Source organism: Hymenobacter pini, assembly GCF_020421205.1.
GTDB classification, from domain to species: Bacteria; Bacteroidota; Bacteroidia; order Cytophagales; family Hymenobacteraceae; genus Hymenobacter; species Hymenobacter pini.
This window is the reverse complement of record NZ_JAIZZH010000002.1, coordinates 393,265-410,113: the sequence shown is the minus strand read 5'-3', so window position 1 is coordinate 410,113 and position 16,849 is coordinate 393,265. Positions and strand designations below refer to the sequence as shown.

The window sequence follows — 16,849 nt, the reverse complement described above, 5'->3', positions numbered from 1 at the left end:
GACAGGCTCACATGTATACATTGGTAGCCTGTTCTTTCAGTTATAAACAGGCTACTTCACCCGCATAGCTTGCTCGATATCGGTGAAGGGAATGATGGTTTTGATGCCATAGTCCTCCACGGGCCACGACTGGATGACTGTTTCCACTGCTAGTCTCCGTTCCTGAATGGCTTGGTAAAGGCCTGCCTGGCGGGCGCTGGGCTTGCGGGGCACACCCTCGCGCTTAACCCAGACCAAGTCGTCTTCAAACAGCAGTTTTTCGCTGGGAAAGTAATAAATCAGGTAGTCGTTGGTGTGAGCAGAGGCGTTGCCAATGTGGTGAATTTGCATGCTGAAATTCCCATCGGTGATGGTCTTCGTGCCGGTTACTTCTTCCACCTGCGCGGCCCGGGGTTGCAGGTGCAGGCTGTCGGGCTGGAGGGCGTGCGGGGCCGCGGCCAAGTACCGGATGTAATCGGCAGTGCCGGGGCCGCAGAGGATAGTGGCTCCCTGCCGAACGAAGGGCCGCACCCCGCCCAGGTAATGCGGGTGGTAATGGCCCGCTACAAAGTACCGGACGGGCTTGCGCGGGGCAATGGCGCGGGCTACGGCCAGAATGGCTTCGCCGTTGCGGCTGTTAAGCGGGGCCTCGGCCACCACCAGAAAGTCCCGAAATTCCACCACCAGCACCCGGTCGTCGGTATGAGCCAGTTCTAGCAGATGGATATTGGGACGGTAGTGCTGTACCACCGGCGGCCGGGGGGCAGCGGGTTTCTGCAACGCATAACCGGCCGGCCGCGTGAGGATAGTCGGCACTTGCTCCACCAATTCCGCTTTTGTCACGGTTACCTCGTCCTGAAGCTTGCCCCCTAGTTTGCTGATACGCATCTGCCGGGCAAAACGGATGTTATGCAGCGTGGTATAGTTGTCGTACGCCACAGTGGTCAGCACGTCCCCAAACAGGTCGTCGTGGCTCAGGATTTCAACGCGCTCCAGCAGATTCTGCTTTGTATCAATAAAAAGCCGGACTACCGCACCGTGCCAGCGAGTTTCGTAGCGGGCCACATTGAGGTTGGAGGATACCGCCGGCGCTACGCCTTGCTCCACAAAATACCGCAGCAACAGCAGCGGCGAGTAGCGGGCCGTGCCGAGCAGATGCTCGGCGTACAGGGCGGGTGTGACCGGCTGAAGGTCCTTGTCACCATAATCCAGGCGTAATACCTCGGCAGGGCCGAGCTGGGTGGTGGCGCGCAATACACGGCCGCCCTGGCTCAGCGAATCTTGCTTTACAAACGCAGTTGGGCTAACCGTTATAATACCTTGTTTGGCGTAGTTGGTTTGCTGCCACGGGTACTGGCTGTGTTCCAGCTCATTGCTTTTCTCCGTGAAATTCAGGCGTAGGGCGCGGCTACCTAACCGTTCTCCTTGCTGCCGCCAGCAGCGGGCCAAAGCATCCGAAGCGCGGGCCGCAGTGGGAACAAGGGCTACGCCAAGCAGCAGCCAAACACACAAGATAATCCGGATACACAGTAGCATGAATTAGCGCAGATAGAATCGGTGAATAGTAGAATAGAGTGTTCAGACTACAGGCTCAAGCTAGATACCCTCCTCATATAAGTAGAGGGCTAGTTTTAACCTGCATTAGAGGTTTCGTGGAGGTATTTCGATGAGTTGAGGGCCTGTTACTTACCCATGCTCTTATCCCGCGCGCCCTTGAACTCCGAGCCGGCGCGCCACTGCGGGAAGGTGGTTTCCGAGGCCAAGCGCTGGCCCACGCGGAAGTAGAGCTGGGCGTCCTGGGCAATACCGGTCAGGTCCCAACTGGGGTCGAATTGGTCGGCGGGCTTGTGGTACATGTTGGTGGTGTAGTTCTGACGCTGCTGGGCAATGCTGGCCTTGCCGCCGCTGCGGCTCTCGAAGCCACCCGAAGCGTAGAGGGAAGGCACACCCACGTGGGCGAAGTTGAAATGGTCGGAGCGGTAGAACATGCCGGTTTCGGGCGTCTGGTCGGGCAGCACGTAGCGGTCCTGCTCCTTAGCCGCGGCGCGGGCGTAGTCCTCCAGCTCCGACTGGCCGTAGCCGATGACGGTGAGGTCTTTCATCGGGCCGTAGGGCCAGAGCATGTCCATGTTCAGGTCGGCTACGGTTTTGTTGAGCGGGAAGGGCGGGTGCTGGGCGTAGTAGGCCGAGCCCAGCAGGCCCTGCTCCTCGGCCGTCACGGCCAGAAACACGATGCTGCGCTCCGGCTTCTTCGGTGCTTTCTGGAAGGCCTTGGCAATGCTCAGCAGGGCGGCCAGACCGGTGCCATCGTCCACGGCCCCGTTGTAGATGGAGTCGCCGGCAATGGCTTTGCCGATGCCGAAATGGTCCCAGTGGGCGGAGTAGATGATGTACTCGCCGGGGCGGGTGGAGCCGGGTAGCACGGCCAGCACGTTGCGGGAGGTCTGGCGGCGCAGCTTGTTCTGGATGCTGCCCGTGAGCGTGAGCCCACCCAATGCGCGCGGCTTAAATCCCTTGGTGTTGGCCGCGGCGTAGAGCTGCTCGTAGTTCTGGCCAGCGGCCTGGAACAGTTTTTTCGCCGCATCCAGGCTCAGCCAGCCTTCTAGGGCGCACTTATCGGCCCCTTTATTGGCGGTTTGGGCGCGCAGCTTGGGGCTGATGGCCCCGCTCAGCACTACGCTCCACGGGTAAGCGGCCGGCTTGGTATCGTGCACGATGAGGATGCCCGCGGCGCCGTGGCGGGCGGCTTCCTCGTATTTGTAGGTCCAGCGGCCGTAGTAGGTCATGGCCCGGCCCTTGAACAGGGTGGTGTCTGTGCCCGCGTTGCTGGGGTCATTCACCAGCACCACCACGGTTTTGCCCTTCACGTCGAGGCCGACGTAGTCGTCCCAGCCGTATTCGGGGGCTACCACCCCGTAGCCGGCAAATACCAGCGGGGAGTTCTGCACACTCACCGTGGGCTGCTCACGCTGGGTGAAGGCTACAAAATCCGTTTTGTACTGGAAGCTCAGTGGCTGAGCGTTGCCCTTGATCTGCAGCGTAGCACTCGGCGTGCCCGTAATTTCCACCAGCGGTACCGGTTGAAAATAGGTGCCGTTCGGGCCTGGCTGCAGGCCCAGGCGCTTAAACTCATCGGCCAGATATTGGGTGCTGCGCTGCTCGCCCTCCGTGAACGGCTTGCGCCCCAGCATCTCATCCGAGGAAACCGCCTGCAGGTACTTGCTGATGCTGCCCGCGCTGATGGTGGCAGTAGTATCTGGCGTAGCGGCCGTAGTAGCCGTAGCGGCTGTTTCGGGGGCGGTGGACTTCGACTGGCAGCTGGCTAGAAGCAGACCAAGCAGGAGGCTGGCCGGGAGCAGGCGCGGAAATAACATGCAGGCAGGGAGTTAACTCAGGGAGGTAAAATAGCAAAAGTTGCGTAGAGGGCTTCTCTATTTGCCAGCTGCCAGTTCCCCATCTCCGCCGAGGGGGGGAGCTGGCAACTGGTTCAGTATATAAAATGATCTAGTCCACATCATCGCACTCCGACTGTATCTTGGCGAATAGCTGCTCATATTGCTGCTGCATGCGCTGGGTGGGTTCGGGTTGGGGCAGACTCCAGTTCACGCAGTTCCACCAGCCGTCGTTCAGCAGTGCCACTTGCGCGTAGCGGTACCATTCGGGGCTTTCCAACTGCTCCCGAAAGCGGGCCCGCACGGTGTGGGGGTAGCCGTTGCGTTGGGCTTGCTCCTGCGTCAGTTGCTCCCACTCTATGCGGGTGAGGCTGTCGTTGTGCGTAGCCAGGCCGCGGACATAGCGGGTGCACTTGTTTGGGTACGAAGTAGTAAGCAGGAGTTCCGGGGTGGTGTACGCCTGCACCAAAAGTTTCTTGGCTTTATACTCGGCTTCCAGCTCTTGCAGGCGGGCCTGTTTGAGTTTCTGCCACACAGGTTGGGGTACCACCTGCAGCTGCTGATAGTGGTGGTGTAAGGTGCGGTAATCTGCTTCCAGCGAGTCCAGACTCAGCTTATCAATGTCGGCGGGCTCGAAGGTAAGGGCATGGTAGCGTAGGCTGGCGCTATGGTCGAGCACTTCCCAGGTACCGGAAAGTTGCGACGCCGTGTACCGCCGCGGATTGTAGCGTCCGGTGTACCGGCAAGATTCGCCTTCCCAGGTAAGCGTTGCCAGGGTATCGGTAGGCGGGGCGGCTACTGGGGCAGGTGCTGTCGGGGTCGGGGCCGCAGCGGTCCGTTCCAGGGGTTTTTCGGTGGGTGCGGAGCAGGCCCCGAGCCCAAAGGCTAAAAGAAGAGGAAGTAGTGCTTTATTCACGGAGTAGCCCGAATATAGCCGACGGTATACTCCGCCAGTTGGCCAAATATACAGGTGCCCAAATACGAATTGCTGGACACGGTGTGAGCAAATTAGCAGTATTACCTTTCGGGCTTTATGTATAATCCCGTGTTCCGTTGACCTATGCACGCCCGTATTCAAACCGCCCTCACCCAACTCCAAGTTACCCACGGCATCCGCATTCTGTACGCCTGCGAATCGGGCAGCCGGGCCTGGGGCTTTCCCTCTCCGGATTCCGACTTCGACGTGCGCTTTATCTACAGCCATCCGGCCGACTGGTACCTGACGCTGGACGAAGGGCCCGACACGCTCAATTTCCCCGTGGACGACGAGCTGGACCTGGCCGGCTGGGAGCTGCGCAAGGCGCTGCGGCTGTTGCGCGGCTCCAACGCGGCCTTATTGGAGTGGCTCCAGTCGCCGGTGGTGTACGGAGAGGCGGCCGGGTTTCGGGCGGCGCTGCAGCCGCTGCTGCCCGCCTGCTGGAACCCGCGGGCCGGGCTGCACCACTACCTGGGCCAGCTGCGCCGCGGGGTAGAAGAAGAGCTGACCGGCGAGCAGGTGCGCCTCAAACGGCTGTTCTACGCCCTGCGCTCGGCCCTGGCCGCCCGCTGGATTCAGCAGCGTCCCACTGAGGTGCCGCCCATGGAGTTCAGCCAGTTGCGGGAGCTGCTGCCACCGATGCTGGACGGCATCGTAAACGAACTGCTGGCCCAAAAGGCCACCGCCAACGAGAAAACCAACGTGCCCCGGCCGGTGGAGCTGGTGGTATTTCTGGAACAGGAATACGCCGCTGGCAAGGCCGCCCGCACCACCTTGCCCGTGCTGCGCCTGCCCAACCCCACGCCGGAGCTGGACGCCGTGTTTCGGGCGTGGCTGTAATGTTGAAATCGAACGTCATTCCGAGCAGGTGGCGCATCAAGCCAGTGACCGGGGAATCTCGCGTGCTGATGGTACAATGGTAGTCTGATATCAGCACGTGGGATGCTTCGGCTCCGCCTCCACATGACGTGCTTGTTACTTGCTACCTGAACTTACGTGAGCTGGTAAATAAACTCCTCAATTTCCGCCTGCCGGGCGTGGGCAAACCCTGTATCGGTACCAACTCTCTCAAATCCGCAGTTTTCCAGCACTTTCCGGGAGCCGAAGTTATCGAAAGCCACCCGCCCGCGCAGGGGACGGGTGGGCTCCACTTGCAGAAACTGCCGTAATGCGGTGGTGGCCACGCCCTGGCCCCAATAGCGCCTGTCCAGCCAATACGTAATTTCGGCCTCACCTTCGATTTCAAACTTGGCAATACTACCGGCCAACTCCCCGGCTACCACGATGCTCTGCATGTGAATGGTGGGGTCGAGGAGGAAGCGGCGGTATTTGGCGAGGTAGGCCGGCCAGTCGGCGTGGTCCGGTGCCATGAAGGCGGCCAGCCGACAGGCCTCTTCATCCAGTTGAAAACGAAATAACTGCGCTAAATCGGCTTCCTCGGTGGGCCGAAGCTGTACGTGGCTATGCTGCATCCTGAACCTATGGCTATACGCTTGTAACAATATGCTCACAATTCCCGACCTGCGCCAGCGCGGCCTCATCCTGTTTGAAGCCATCAGCGGCAGCCGTGCCTACGGCACCAACCTGCCCCATTCCGATACCGACCTGAAAGGCGTATTCATTCTGCCCGAAACCGAGTTCTACGGCCTCGACTACGTACCTCAGGTGGCCAACGACACCAACGACGAGGTGTTTTATGAACTGCGCCGCTTCGTGGAGCTGCTACTCAAGAATAACCCCACGGTGCTGGAGCTGCTGGGCACCCCGGAGGATTGCGTGGTGTACCGGCACCCGCTGTTTGCCGCGTTCCGGGCCGAGGATTTCCTCTCCAAACTGTGCCGGCAGAGCTTTGCCGAGTACGCCGTAGCCCAGATCCGGAAGGCGCGGGGGCTGAACAAGAAAATCAACCACCCCGAGCCGCCCAGCCGCAAATCGGTGCTGGATTTTTGCTACGTGACGGTGGGAGCGGGCGCGCAGCCAGTAGCTACCTGGCTGGAGCGGCGCGGCTACGCGGCCGCGCAGTGCGGCCTGGCCAACGTCAACCACCTCAACGACCTATACGCCGTGTTTGTGGACGAAACGCCCGAGCAGCGCCACGGCTACCGGGGCCTGGTGCGCGACGCGGAAACCTCTCAGGATGTGCTGCTCTCGGCGGTGCCGAAAGGGGAGGAACCGGTGGCGTACCTGAGCTTCAACCGCAACGGCTACAGCACTTACTGCCGCGTATTCAGGGAATATAAGGAGTGGGAGCAGAAGCGCAACCCCGAGCGGTACCAGAACACCGTGCAGCACGGCAAAAACTACGACGCCAAGAACATGCTGCACGTGTTCCGGCTGCTGCGCATGGCCGAGGAAATTGCCCGCACCGGCCGCCTGCACGTGCGCCGCCCCGACCGGGACTTCCTGCTGCAAATCCGCCGGGGCGAGTTTGAGTATGAACAGCTGGTAGCCGAAGCCGACGCGCTGGTAGAGCAAGTAGAAGCCGCCTTTGCTACTTCCGTGCTGCCCGAAACCCCCGACCGGCCAGCTGCCGAGGCCCTGTTGGTGCAGGTGCGGCGGGCCTGGTATGCGGCGTATTCTGGTTGAGAAAAGAGCAGTTACCGATACTGGCGGTTGGGTAAAGCTGCCTATCTTGCCTCAATTATCGATATTCTGCCAGCCCGGAGCCGAAAAAGCCAGGTCAAAAACAGCTTACTTCACTTCCTGTCACGAAAATAGCTGTTTACTTACCCGGCCTTTGGGGCTTTGGGCTGGCTAGAATTCCATATTGAAGCAGTAGCTCAGTTGGTAGAGCAAAAGCCAGTTCAACAATTATCCGTGGCGGTCAAGCCGCGCTTACTTCTTCGGTAGACCCTTCGGGGTTTTGGTTCAACTCCAAATAGCGCGGCCCTTACCGCCTGCCGGGACCAGTTGGACTTACTTCCCTTAGGATCTTTGGGTCGCCGGTTCGAGTCCGGCCTGCTTCACTTTCCTATCCTTTCCCGCCGCCGCTTGGTTTTACGCGGCCGCTTTACCTGTTATGCAAGAGGAACTCCTGAAAGTGAGTCTGCGCCAGCAGGCCGTGTACGTGCCGGCTGCGGTGCAAACGCCAACTTCTGCTACCGTTTCGCCCACCACGGCGGGACTGGTGGCCAGCCTGGCCCGGCTAGGCTACGGCGTACCGGAGCCGCTGCTGCGGGCGTTGCAGGGTACTACGCCGGCCTTTCAGGCCCGGCTGCTGGAGGTGTTCCGGGAGGTAATGGGCGTTGGCAAAAGCTGGATGCCGCTGGTGAAAGGCTGGGACGTGCCCACCGGCGAGTCGTGGGCCGACCATCTGCTCACGTGGTTTGCCAATCTGTTTCCGACCCAAGGCACGCGCTTGCCCTGTGGCCACCTTATTCCGCCCAATACCTTTCCGCTGGAACGCTACAACGGTTGCCCGTTCTGCGGCATGCCCTTTGGGTCGGCGCCGCTGGCGCTGCACGGGCAGAGCAGCAAGCTAAAAGTGCTGGAACTGTGGGGCGAGGCCGATGCCGAGAATTTTCTGCGCAGTCTGCTCACCAGCAAAACAGCCCTCGATGCCACGCAACAGGACAGCCTGCGCCTGCTGCTGGCCGTGCTGCCCTTGCCTGCCGAGGTGCCCATTGCCATGAAGGAAACCCGCATGGCCGTCATCGACAGCTATGTGGCCCGGCAGCAACCCGAGCGGGCCCAGCCGCTGTTCTCTTCGTCCACCGATGTGCTGCGCTACCTCTGGTTTAAGCACACCGGATTTCTGCAACTGGTAGAGCCCAAAACCATTCGGCAGCGGCAGCAGAAAAACAGCCGCAACCTGCACCCCACTCTGAGCCAGAGTGCGGCCGCCGGGGCGCAGGCCCAGGCCAGCCTCAAGCTGAAGTACAGCCGCCGCGACGCCGCCATGGTGGCCGACTGGCTGAATGCGTTGCCCCAGTCGCCGGTGCAGCAGTGCGAAATCATGCATCCCAAGCGGGGCATGTGGGTGCGCTTTATCCGGGCCCTGCGGCTGGCCGAGTACAGTCAGCGCGCAGGGCGCACCCGCTTGCGCGAAACCCTTGACCGTTTCTATCGCAAGGACTACCCGGTGTGGCAGGGGCAGGTGCAGCAGGCCCGCCTGCGCGCTGATGCTACCCGCACGCTAACCTTGCTGCAGCAGCGGCCGGGCCTGTTTGCCCGCTCCTTGTTTGCTAATATGCTCTGGTTTGGGCCTGAGTTGGTGGTAGCCGCCTTTACCGAGGTGCTTGACCAAGTGCCCGCCCGCCTGCTGTTCACGCTCAACATGTACGCCGAAACCTACTTCGACCCGCAGCACCAGCGGGTCGTGAAGCCCTTGGGCGGGGTAGGGAAGCGCATTTCGGCCAACCACCTGCTGAGCCTCTATGAGCCCGATCAGCTGGCTGCCATGCGCGAGCAGGTAACTGAGTTGGCCCTGGAGGCAATGCGCCGCCGTTTTGCGGCTCAGACCACGTCTGGCCGTACCATCTTCATTGACCCCACACTGCACTATCTGCCCGTGGCTATTGGTGACCGGAGCGAAACGGTGCAGGATTTGCCTTCTGCTTTGATGGGGACCCGCTTTGCCGTGGAAGGCGACGCCGTGCGCCTATTTTTGCAGTGGGGTACTGGCCTGCCCGCCCAGCACTTGGATATGGACCTGAGCTGCCGAGTGGCCTATGACAACCGCATGGACTACTGCGCCTTCAACCAGCTCACCACCACTGGCTGCAGGCACAGCGGCGACATCCAGTATATTCCAAACCAAGTGGGCACGGCCGAGTACATTGAGCTGGACCTGCCGAAGCTGATGCAGGCCGGGGCCCGGGACGTGGTGTTCACCTGCAACGCCTACACCAACGGTGCCTTGGCCCCCAATCTGGTAGTGGGCTGGATGAGCAATGAGCAGCCCATGCGCATTGATAGCAGCGGCGTGGCCTACGACCCTTCCTGTGTGCAGCACCAGGTGCGCGTAACGCAAGGGCTAAGCAAAGGGCTGGTATTCGGCGTGCTAGCAGTGGAGCGGCGGGAAATCATCTGGCTGGAAATACCTTTTGCCGGCCAGCTCACCGGCAACCTGGATGTGGCCGCCGTGGAGGCTCTGTTGCGGCGGCTCGAAGCCAAGCTCAGCGTGGGGGCCTTACTCCACCTCAAAGCGGAAGCCCAGAGCCTGCAACTCGTGGAAACCCCGGAAGCCGCCGACGAGGCATACACCCGGGAGTGGGCCCGCAACCCGGCCGCCGTTACGCAGCTACTAATCGATTAGCCGGTTTTTCGCAGCGTACCCCTTCATCAAAACCGCCTTACACCGGCGGTTATGTTTTCCTGCAGCAGACCTACCGCGTGGAGTGCCGGCCTACCTTATAGGTAGACTGGCTGGTGCGGGCTTTCTTCCGGAACAAGCCCAGGCGCTTTTTGCTGGATTTACTGCCTTTGTAGCGTTTGTAGAACGGCCGGTGCGTATAGCTGCGGCCACGCATCTTGGCCCGGGCGTAGCGGGTAGGGCGGCCGGCTTCAGCGGTGGGAAGTAGGGGGCCGCCAAGCATCAGCAGGGCCAGCACCAGGAGCAGGAAACGAGTCATAGGCCAGAGTACAGGTTGGGAGTGTGGGCTGATAACTCCCGCCACCGGGTAAAAATTGTACCAGAGTTTGTTTAGGCTCCGTCGGCTTCCTGCAAACACCACAAAGCAAGGCACGAAAAAGCCGGTCTTTCCTAGGGCATTACCCAGGAAAGACCGGCTTTTCACATTGAGGGCTACGCTCTACTGCCCGCCAATCGTCTGGTTGCGGGAGCGTTGCGGCGCGGGAGTTGTGGTTTTCTTCCGACGACGCCAGAACTGGTACCACTTCTGCCGGTAGCGCACGGTGCGCTTGCGGCGGACTTTGCTGCTGCGGCCCTTGTAGGTACGGTAATTGGGGCGGTGCACGTACACTTTACCGCGCATCTTTGCGCGCGCCGCCGGGCCGGCCTGGCCCAATGCCGGGCTCACGTCCACCAAGACCATGAGCATCAGCCAGAGAAGTAAAAAAAGTCGGGGCATAGAACAGTAGGTAAGCCGCAAAATGGGGGGCGAAGTTAAGACGCTCCACGGCAAGTATTCGGCCAGAATACGAGTAGTACGCAAAAAAAGTCAACGCCGGATTGTGGAATCCCGCCAAAACCGGCATCTGACCAGCAGAAATTCTATTCCGTTTTCTCTATGCCCTACCGTTTACGTCACTGTTCACTGCTGCTGAGCCTGCTGTTACTGACTATCGGCCACCCCCTGCGGGCTCAGCAGCTGCTGACAACTGCCCGCCAGCAGAGCTACCTCACCAAAGTATTTTGCCTCACCGATGCCCACACCCGCCGCCTGTACCAGCAGGGGCTGGCGGCGGCCCAGCCGGAGTTCTTCACGCAGGTAGTCGATTCGTTTCCGACGGATGCCGACTCGCTGGGGCGGGCGCGGCTGGCCGCCCTGCCGCTGGGCTACTACCTGGTGGCCCACGCCGATGGGCCGGAGCTGGTGTACTGGCTGCACGCCCGCACCAGTCGCCAGCTCCGGGTGCTGGATAATCAGCAGGACCTCTCGCTGCTGGTGCAGGACTCGGTGGGCCGGCTGCTGCCCGATGCCCGGGTGCTGCTGCCCTCGGGCCGGGCGGTACCCTTCGATGCCGCGACGCAAACCTATCGGCTGCCCGGCCGGCGGGCCCGGCCGGGGCTGCTGGCCGTGGAGCAGGGCGGGCGAACCACGTTTCATGCTCTGCAGCAAACCTACCCCCAGCCCCGGGGCCGCCGCCGCTACTACCGCCCTGAGGGGTGGCGGGGCGTGTACCAGCGGGTGGTGTTCGGGTTTCCGCTGGGCTACCTGGGCCGGCCGGTGCGCACTCTGGTGCAGCAGCTCCACTACCCGGCGGGCGTGAGCACGGGGCTGATTGGCTTGGTGCGCGCCCCCTTCAGTGAGGAGGTGCGCGACCAGCGCCAGGAGCGGCGTGCCGAACAGCGCGGGCCCAAGTGGCAGGCCTACGTGGCCCTGAGCAAACCCCGCTACCGACCTACCGCCGATACCCTGCAGCTGAAGGCCCGGGTGCTGCGCCGCCACGGTCGGCCCTACCGCCGGCCGCTGGCCCTGCACTTGCGCGCCGAGCAGGACCCCCAGGGCCGGCGCATAGCCGTGCTGCGGCCGGTGCGCCCCGGCTCCTACGAATATCAGCTGCCCCTGCTGGATACCCTGGGGCTGCGCTCCGACCAGACCATTCGGGTGGAGCTGGTACGGCCCCGCCGCCCCAACCGGCCGCTGGCCCAAAGCAGCTTCCGCCTCGAAGACTACGAGCTGAACAGCACCCGCTACGCCCTGCGCCCCGGCCAGGCCACTCACCGGGCCGGTACCGGGCAGGCCCTGTTTCTGCGCGGCCAGGATGCCAACGAGCTGAACCTGCTGGATGCCCGCGTGCGGCTGAGCGTGACGCCGGTGGGCGTGCTGAGCTTTCCGGGCCGGCAAGTGTTTGTGCCCGATACGCTGTGGGTGCACAGCCAGCCCCTGGATGCCACCGGCGAAACCCGCCTCAACCTGCCCCCGGCCGCCCTGCCCGCCGCCAACCTCACCTACCAGGTGCAGGCCGTGTTCCTGAACGGCAGCCAGGAGCGCCGCACGCAGTCGGCCACGGTGGGCTACTGGCTGACGGCGGGGGAATGGACGCTGGACCTGCGCCAGGATTCCGTAGTGGCCCGCTACCTGGAAGGCGGCCGCGCTCTGCCCCGCGCCGCCACGCTGCAGCTCACCCGCCGCGGCCCCGACGGTCAGGAACAAACCACCCGCGAGGCCGTGCAGCTCCCATTGCAGCGGCCGGTGGATGCCCGCGTGCTGCGTTACCAGCTGCTGGAAGCCACCGAAACCCGGGCCACGCTCGACCTGGGCCCCACCAACGCCGGCCTGGTGCTGCGCTCCGACCGTACCGCCGATTCCATTGAGCTGGCCGTGGATAACCCCCGCCGGCTCGGGTTCTGGTACTACCTCTACCGCGGCCACACGCTGGTGCGCCGCCAGTACACCACGGCCCTGGCCCTGCATCTGCCCGCGGCACCGGCCGATACCTGGTACGTTTCCCTGCATTACCAATGGGGCGGCGAGTTGCGCACCAGCGAGTACAACGTGCCCTTCAACCGCCACCGGCTCAGCATTGAAGCCGAGCAGCCCGCGGTGGTGTACCCCGGCCAGCGGGTGGAGCTGCGCTACACCGTGCGCGACGCCGCCGGCCGCCCCGTGCCCCGCACCGACCTCACCAGCTACGCCTACACCAGCAAGTTTGAGCAGCCCGCCCCGCCCGCCGTGCCCGATTTTGCGCCCCCGGTAACGGGCCGGATTCCGCTGCGGCGGTTTGCGCTGCCGCCGGACTTCGACCACGGCCCCGACCGGCCGGCCCGGCAGCCGCTGCCCTGGGGCGCGTGGCGGCAGCGCCTGGGCCTCGATTCGCTGCGGTTCTACCAGTTCCTGTACCCCGAGTTTGGGACGTTTCACGAGTACCGGCCGGCCCCCGGCGGCCTCACCCAGCTGGCCCCGTTCGTGGTGGATTCGGGCCGGGTGCAGCCGACGGTGGCGGTGCTGGTGGATGGGGTGCCGGTGTACGTGGCGGCCGTGAACGGGGAGGAGCCCTTTGCCCTGGTGGCCGACAGCGGCCGGCACACGGTGGCCATCCGCACGCCCACCCGCCGCATCACCCTGCGCGACGTGTACCTGCGCCCCCTCCACAAGCTCACCCTCAGCATCGACCCCAACCACCCCTGCCACGAGCTTACGGTGGAAAAGCCGGGCCCGGTAACGCCCCGCGAGGAGCAGGAGCTGAGCCGGTTTCTGCTGCTAGTGGAGCGCAACGGCCCCGCCGAGCGGGTGCTGCTGCGCCAAGGCAACCGCCTGCAGGCCCTGGGCACCGGCCGTCCGCTGCTGCCCGGCCGGCCTCAGGTGCCCTACGGCTACCGCGCTAATGACGACCTGCTGTTCCGGGCCGGACCCTTCCGCCCCGATTCGGTGCTGCTGCGGCGCTCCGACGGGCTGCGCCACCGGTTTCTGGTGGAGCCCGGGTTTCGGTACTCGTTTGCGCCCGGGCTGCTGAAGATGCGCAGCGTACCCACCGATGCCTTCGGCGACCTGGACCGAGCCGCCACGTTCACCCAATTGCCGTTTGCTGACTTCGCCTTCACCGAAGCCGACCTGCGCCCCCGGCCCGCCACCAGCTACTACCGTGCCCCCCGGCCCGAGTCGTTGCTCGTGAACCCCACCAGCACCCCACTTGGACAAGGCCGGCTGGCAGTGCGCCTGCCCCCGGTAACCGGTAGCCGGCGCGGAGCCCTGCCCCCGGTGCTATACACGCTGGTGTGGCAGCCTGCCGCGGCTAAACCGGCCGGTAAACCCGCAGCGGCATTCAGCCGGCTGCTGCGCTACCTGCCCGTGCCCATCCACGGCCTGCCGCCCGGCCGCTACCGTGTAGCCTTGCTGCTGGCCGACAGCTCGGTGTTTGCTCCCGATGCGCCCGTGCAGGTGCAGGCCAACGGCACCACCTACGTGCAGCTCGATACCCTCGACTACCACGCGGCGGGCCCCATCTGGGAACCAGTAGAGCGCCGCTTTCTGCGGGAAATTGACCAGCGCCGCCTGCCGGCCAGCCCCGCTCCGGTACCGCGCGTAGCGCCAGCTGCGGCCGTGGCCGCGCCTGAGCCCGTTATTCCCCAGCCGGACTGGGTGGTGGTGCGCGGCCGGGTGCTGGAGCGCCAGAGCGGGGAGGGAATGCCGGGCGTAACGGTGCTGCTGAAGGGAACCACCCACGGCGTGAGCACCAATGCCGACGGTAGCTTTGCCCTGGCTACGCCGCCGGCGGGCGGTATCCTGGTGTTTTCCTCGATTGGCTACGTGAGCCGGGAATGGCGGATTGATGGCCTGACTACGCAGATTTCAATGGCCCCCAGCACTCAACAGCTCAATGAAGTAGTGGTGACAGGCTACGGATTTTCTTCCGGGAAAAGCAAAGGGGCCACCATTGAAAGCACCACGCCGGCGGTTGGGCTGATGGGCCGGGTGGCGGGCCTGCAAATCCAGACGGTGCCCGACGGGGCCGGTGGTACCCGCGTAACGCTGCGCGGCGCCCGAACTACACCCGGCGGCGGGCAGGCACTGATTATCGTGGACGGTCTGCCCTTCAGCGGCGACCTGAGCAGCCTCGACCCCGAGCAGATTGTCAACATACAGGCGCTGAAATCAGCCTCTGCAACGGCCATGTACGGCTCCCGGGCAGCCAACGGCGTTATTCTGATTACCACCAAAAACGGGGTGGGCGGCCAGCTGGCCCCGGGCCTGCGTGGCACCCCCGCCGCGCTGGGCCCCGACGGCCTGCCGCTGCTGCCCGGCCGCGACCCGCGCCTGGCCCTGCGCCAGCGCTTCTCCGATGTGGGCTGGTGGCGGCCCACCCTCGTCACCGACGACCAGGGCCAAGCCCGCACCACCGTCACCATCCCCGACGACCTCACCGGCTGGAACACCTTCGTGCTGGCGTCCGACGACCACGCCCGCACCGGCACGTTCACCCAGAAGCTTCGCTCCTTTAAATCCCTGATGGCCGAGCTGGCCGCCCCGCGCTTCCTGGTGCAGGGCGACCGGCCCCAGGTTATCGGCAAAACCCTCAACTACCTGCCCGACACCGCCCGCGTTACCACCCGCTTTCAGGTGGGCGAAGGGCCGGTGCGCGAGCAGACCCACCGGGTGGCCACGGCCGTGCTGGATACGCTCACCTTCACGGCCCCCGCCACCCTCGATTCGGTGGCGGTGCGGTTCAGCCTGGAGCAGGCGGGCGGCTACCAGGATGGCGAGCTGCGCCACCTGCCGGTGCTGCCGGCTGGCACCCGCGAGCGGGTGGGCACCTTCGCCGTGCTGTCGGCCGCCGATACCACCCTCACGCTGCCCGTGCAACCCGGGCTGGGGCCGGTAACGGTGCGGCTGGAAAGCGACCCGCTGCCCGTGGTGCTCGATGAAATCCGCTTTCTACAGGGGTACGCTTACCTCTGCAACGAGCAGGCCGCCTCCAAGCTGCAGGGCCTGCTGCTGGAGCAGCGCATCCGGCAGGGGCTGCAGCAACCCTTCCGGGGCAGCCGCGACGTGGAGGTGCTGATTCGGCGCCTGCTGCGGGGCCGCCACCAGCCCGAGGGGTTGTGGGGCACCTGGCCCCGCTCGCCGGTGAGTCCCTGGGCCACGCTGCACGTGCTGGAGGCGCTGCTGGCCGCCGAGCAGCAGGGCTACAAAGTGCCCCTCGACAAAGCCCCGCTGCGCCAGTACCTGCTGGCGCAGCTGGACGTGGCCTTTGCCGATGCCGCCGTGCGCCGGGCCCTGGATGGCACGGCCACCGGCCAATCCCTCGACGCCCGGTATTTCCGCTCCGACGACGACCGAATCCGGCTGCTGCACCTGCTGCGCCTGCTCGGGGCCCAGCCCGATTTCGCTACGCTCATTCAGCGCCTGGAGCGGGAGCCCCGCGGCGGCCAGCCCCTCGACCGGTACCTGGCCCTGGCGCACCTGCGCCAGCAGCTGGGCCTGCCGTATCAGCTGGATAGCCTGCGCCGCTTCCGGCTGCGCACCGAGCTGGGTGGCGCGTTCTACGCCGATACGCTGCACCCGGGCACCTTTTACCGCTACCTGCTGCCCGAGCGCCTGGGCACCACGCTGCTGGCTTACCAGTTGCTGCGCGCCCAGGGTGGGCATGAGCCGGAGCTGCTGCGCCTGCGTACCTACCTGCTGCAGCAGCGCGACGCCACGGGCCACTGGGCCAGCACCTATCAGTCGGCGCAAATCCTGGCCACCATTGGGCCCGATTTGCTGGTGCCCGGCGGCGGGGGGCTCACGGCCCGGGCCCAGTTGAGCGGCGCATTGGCAGAGGAAGTCGTCAAATTTCCGTTCGAGGCCACGGTGCCGGCCGGGGCGGGGCCCCTCACGGTGCGCAAACAGGGTGGCCTGCCGGTGTACGCCACGGCGTATCAGTCGCGCTGGAACCCGGCGCCGGCGGCGGTGGCCACGCCGTTCGGGGTGAGCACCCGGCTGGCCGGGCAGAGTGGGAGCCGGGTGCCGCTGCCCGCCGGTCGGCCCGCCGAGCTGGAAGTAACCGTGGACGTGCCCGCCGAAGCTCGCTACGTACTGCTGGAGGTGCCCATTCCGGCCGGCTGCTCCTACGGCGAGCCGGCCCGTCCCAACTCCGTGGAGGTGCACCGCGAGTACCTGCGGCAGCAGGTGGGCATTTTCATCGACGTGTTGCCAGCCGGCCGGCACACTTTCCGCGTGGCCCTGCAGCCCCGCTACCGGGGCCGCTACACCCTCAACCCCGCCAAAGCCGAGCTGATGTATTTCCCCACCCGCTTCGGCCGCACCGCCAGCAAGCAGGCGGTTATTGAGTGATGGAGGGAATGAGAAAGCTGTTTAAAAAGCCTCGGTTTAGTTCAGGACTGTCATCCTGAGCGCAGCGAAGGACCTTATTACGCTAGTACGAAACCGATGCG

General features: G+C 64.3%; 10 protein-coding genes. 4 read left to right on the top strand and 6 right to left on the bottom strand.

Features of this window, described 5'->3' with window-relative positions; translation table 11 throughout:
- Nucleotides 1-51: 51 nt before the first annotated feature.
- The 3 genes from LF252_RS08295 to LF252_RS08285 form a co-directional block, all read right to left on the bottom strand.
- A complete protein-coding gene (locus LF252_RS08295; RefSeq protein ID WP_226269115.1) occupies nucleotides 52-1,515 on the bottom strand; it encodes an MBL fold metallo-hydrolase in 1,464 nt (487 codons plus the stop codon).
- 146 nt (nucleotides 1,516-1,661) lie between these two features.
- Nucleotides 1,662-3,353 (bottom strand): M28 family metallopeptidase, encoded by a 1,692-nt coding sequence (locus LF252_RS08290; RefSeq protein WP_226269114.1) that lies wholly within the window; start codon nucleotides 3,351-3,353, stop codon nucleotides 1,662-1,664.
- Between the two features lie 130 nt (nucleotides 3,354-3,483).
- The gene (locus tag LF252_RS08285; RefSeq protein ID WP_226269113.1) at nucleotides 3,484-4,287 is read right to left on the bottom strand and encodes a hypothetical protein; all 804 of its coding nucleotides are present in this window, start codon (nucleotides 4,285-4,287) and stop codon (nucleotides 3,484-3,486) included.
- A 144-nt stretch (nucleotides 4,288-4,431) separates the two neighbouring features.
- Between LF252_RS08285 and LF252_RS08280 the strand changes: the two genes are divergently transcribed.
- Nucleotides 4,432-5,187 carry a nucleotidyltransferase domain-containing protein gene (locus tag LF252_RS08280; RefSeq protein ID WP_226269112.1) on the top strand — a complete coding sequence of 252 codons (756 nt, stop codon included), beginning with the start codon at nucleotides 4,432-4,434 and terminating at the stop codon, nucleotides 5,185-5,187.
- A 152-nt stretch (nucleotides 5,188-5,339) separates the two neighbouring features.
- Here the strand turns inward: LF252_RS08280 and LF252_RS08275 are convergent, their stop codons facing one another.
- Complete coding sequence (locus LF252_RS08275) at nucleotides 5,340-5,819, bottom strand: GNAT family N-acetyltransferase (protein WP_226269111.1); 480 nt, start codon at nucleotides 5,817-5,819, stop codon at nucleotides 5,340-5,342.
- A 31-nt stretch (nucleotides 5,820-5,850) separates the two neighbouring features.
- Between LF252_RS08275 and LF252_RS08270 the strand changes: the two genes are divergently transcribed.
- The gene (locus LF252_RS08270) at nucleotides 5,851-6,933 is read left to right on the top strand and encodes a DNA polymerase beta superfamily protein (protein WP_226269110.1); all 1,083 of its coding nucleotides are present in this window, start codon (nucleotides 5,851-5,853) and stop codon (nucleotides 6,931-6,933) included.
- Nucleotides 6,934-7,366: 433 nt separating this feature from the next.
- A complete protein-coding gene (locus LF252_RS08265; RefSeq protein WP_226269109.1) occupies nucleotides 7,367-9,604 on the top strand; it encodes a hypothetical protein in 2,238 nt (745 codons plus the stop codon).
- A gap of 70 nt (nucleotides 9,605-9,674) precedes the next feature.
- Here LF252_RS08265 and LF252_RS08260 read toward each other — a convergent pair whose 3' ends face one another.
- Nucleotides 9,675-9,920 (bottom strand): hypothetical protein, encoded by a 246-nt coding sequence (locus LF252_RS08260; protein ID WP_226269108.1) that lies wholly within the window; start codon nucleotides 9,918-9,920, stop codon nucleotides 9,675-9,677.
- A gap of 180 nt (nucleotides 9,921-10,100) precedes the next feature.
- Nucleotides 10,101-10,379, bottom strand: coding sequence for a hypothetical protein (locus LF252_RS08255; RefSeq protein ID WP_226269107.1), 279 nt, complete (start codon nucleotides 10,377-10,379; stop codon nucleotides 10,101-10,103).
- A 159-nt stretch (nucleotides 10,380-10,538) separates the two neighbouring features.
- On the opposite strand from LF252_RS08255, the gene LF252_RS08250 reads away from it, so the two are divergent.
- Nucleotides 10,539-16,748, top strand: coding sequence for a carboxypeptidase-like regulatory domain-containing protein (locus LF252_RS08250; RefSeq protein ID WP_226269106.1), 6,210 nt, complete (start codon nucleotides 10,539-10,541; stop codon nucleotides 16,746-16,748).
- The last annotated feature ends 101 nt before the right edge of the window (nucleotides 16,749-16,849 follow it).

Bases quoted from the DNA above. Each gene is read 5' to 3' on its own strand.
- LF252_RS08250 (WP_226269106.1), top strand. From the start codon at position 10,539: ATGCCCTACCGTTTACGTCACTGTTCACTGCTGCTGAGCCTGCTGTTA.
- LF252_RS08270 (WP_226269110.1), top strand. From the start codon at position 5,851: ATGCTCACAATTCCCGACCTGCGCCAGCGCGGCCTCATCCTGTTTGAA.
- LF252_RS08280 (WP_226269112.1), top strand. From the start codon at position 4,432: ATGCACGCCCGTATTCAAACCGCCCTCACCCAACTCCAAGTTACCCAC.
- LF252_RS08260 (WP_226269108.1), bottom strand. From the start codon at position 9,920: ATGACTCGTTTCCTGCTCCTGGTGCTGGCCCTGCTGATGCTTGGCGGC.
- LF252_RS08295 (WP_226269115.1), bottom strand. From the start codon at position 1,515: ATGCTACTGTGTATCCGGATTATCTTGTGTGTTTGGCTGCTGCTTGGC.
- LF252_RS08275 (WP_226269111.1), bottom strand. From the start codon at position 5,819: ATGCAGCATAGCCACGTACAGCTTCGGCCCACCGAGGAAGCCGATTTA.
- LF252_RS08255 (WP_226269107.1), bottom strand. From the start codon at position 10,379: ATGCCCCGACTTTTTTTACTTCTCTGGCTGATGCTCATGGTCTTGGTG.
- LF252_RS08290 (WP_226269114.1), bottom strand. From the start codon at position 3,353: ATGTTATTTCCGCGCCTGCTCCCGGCCAGCCTCCTGCTTGGTCTGCTT.
- LF252_RS08265 (WP_226269109.1), top strand. From the start codon at position 7,367: ATGCAAGAGGAACTCCTGAAAGTGAGTCTGCGCCAGCAGGCCGTGTAC.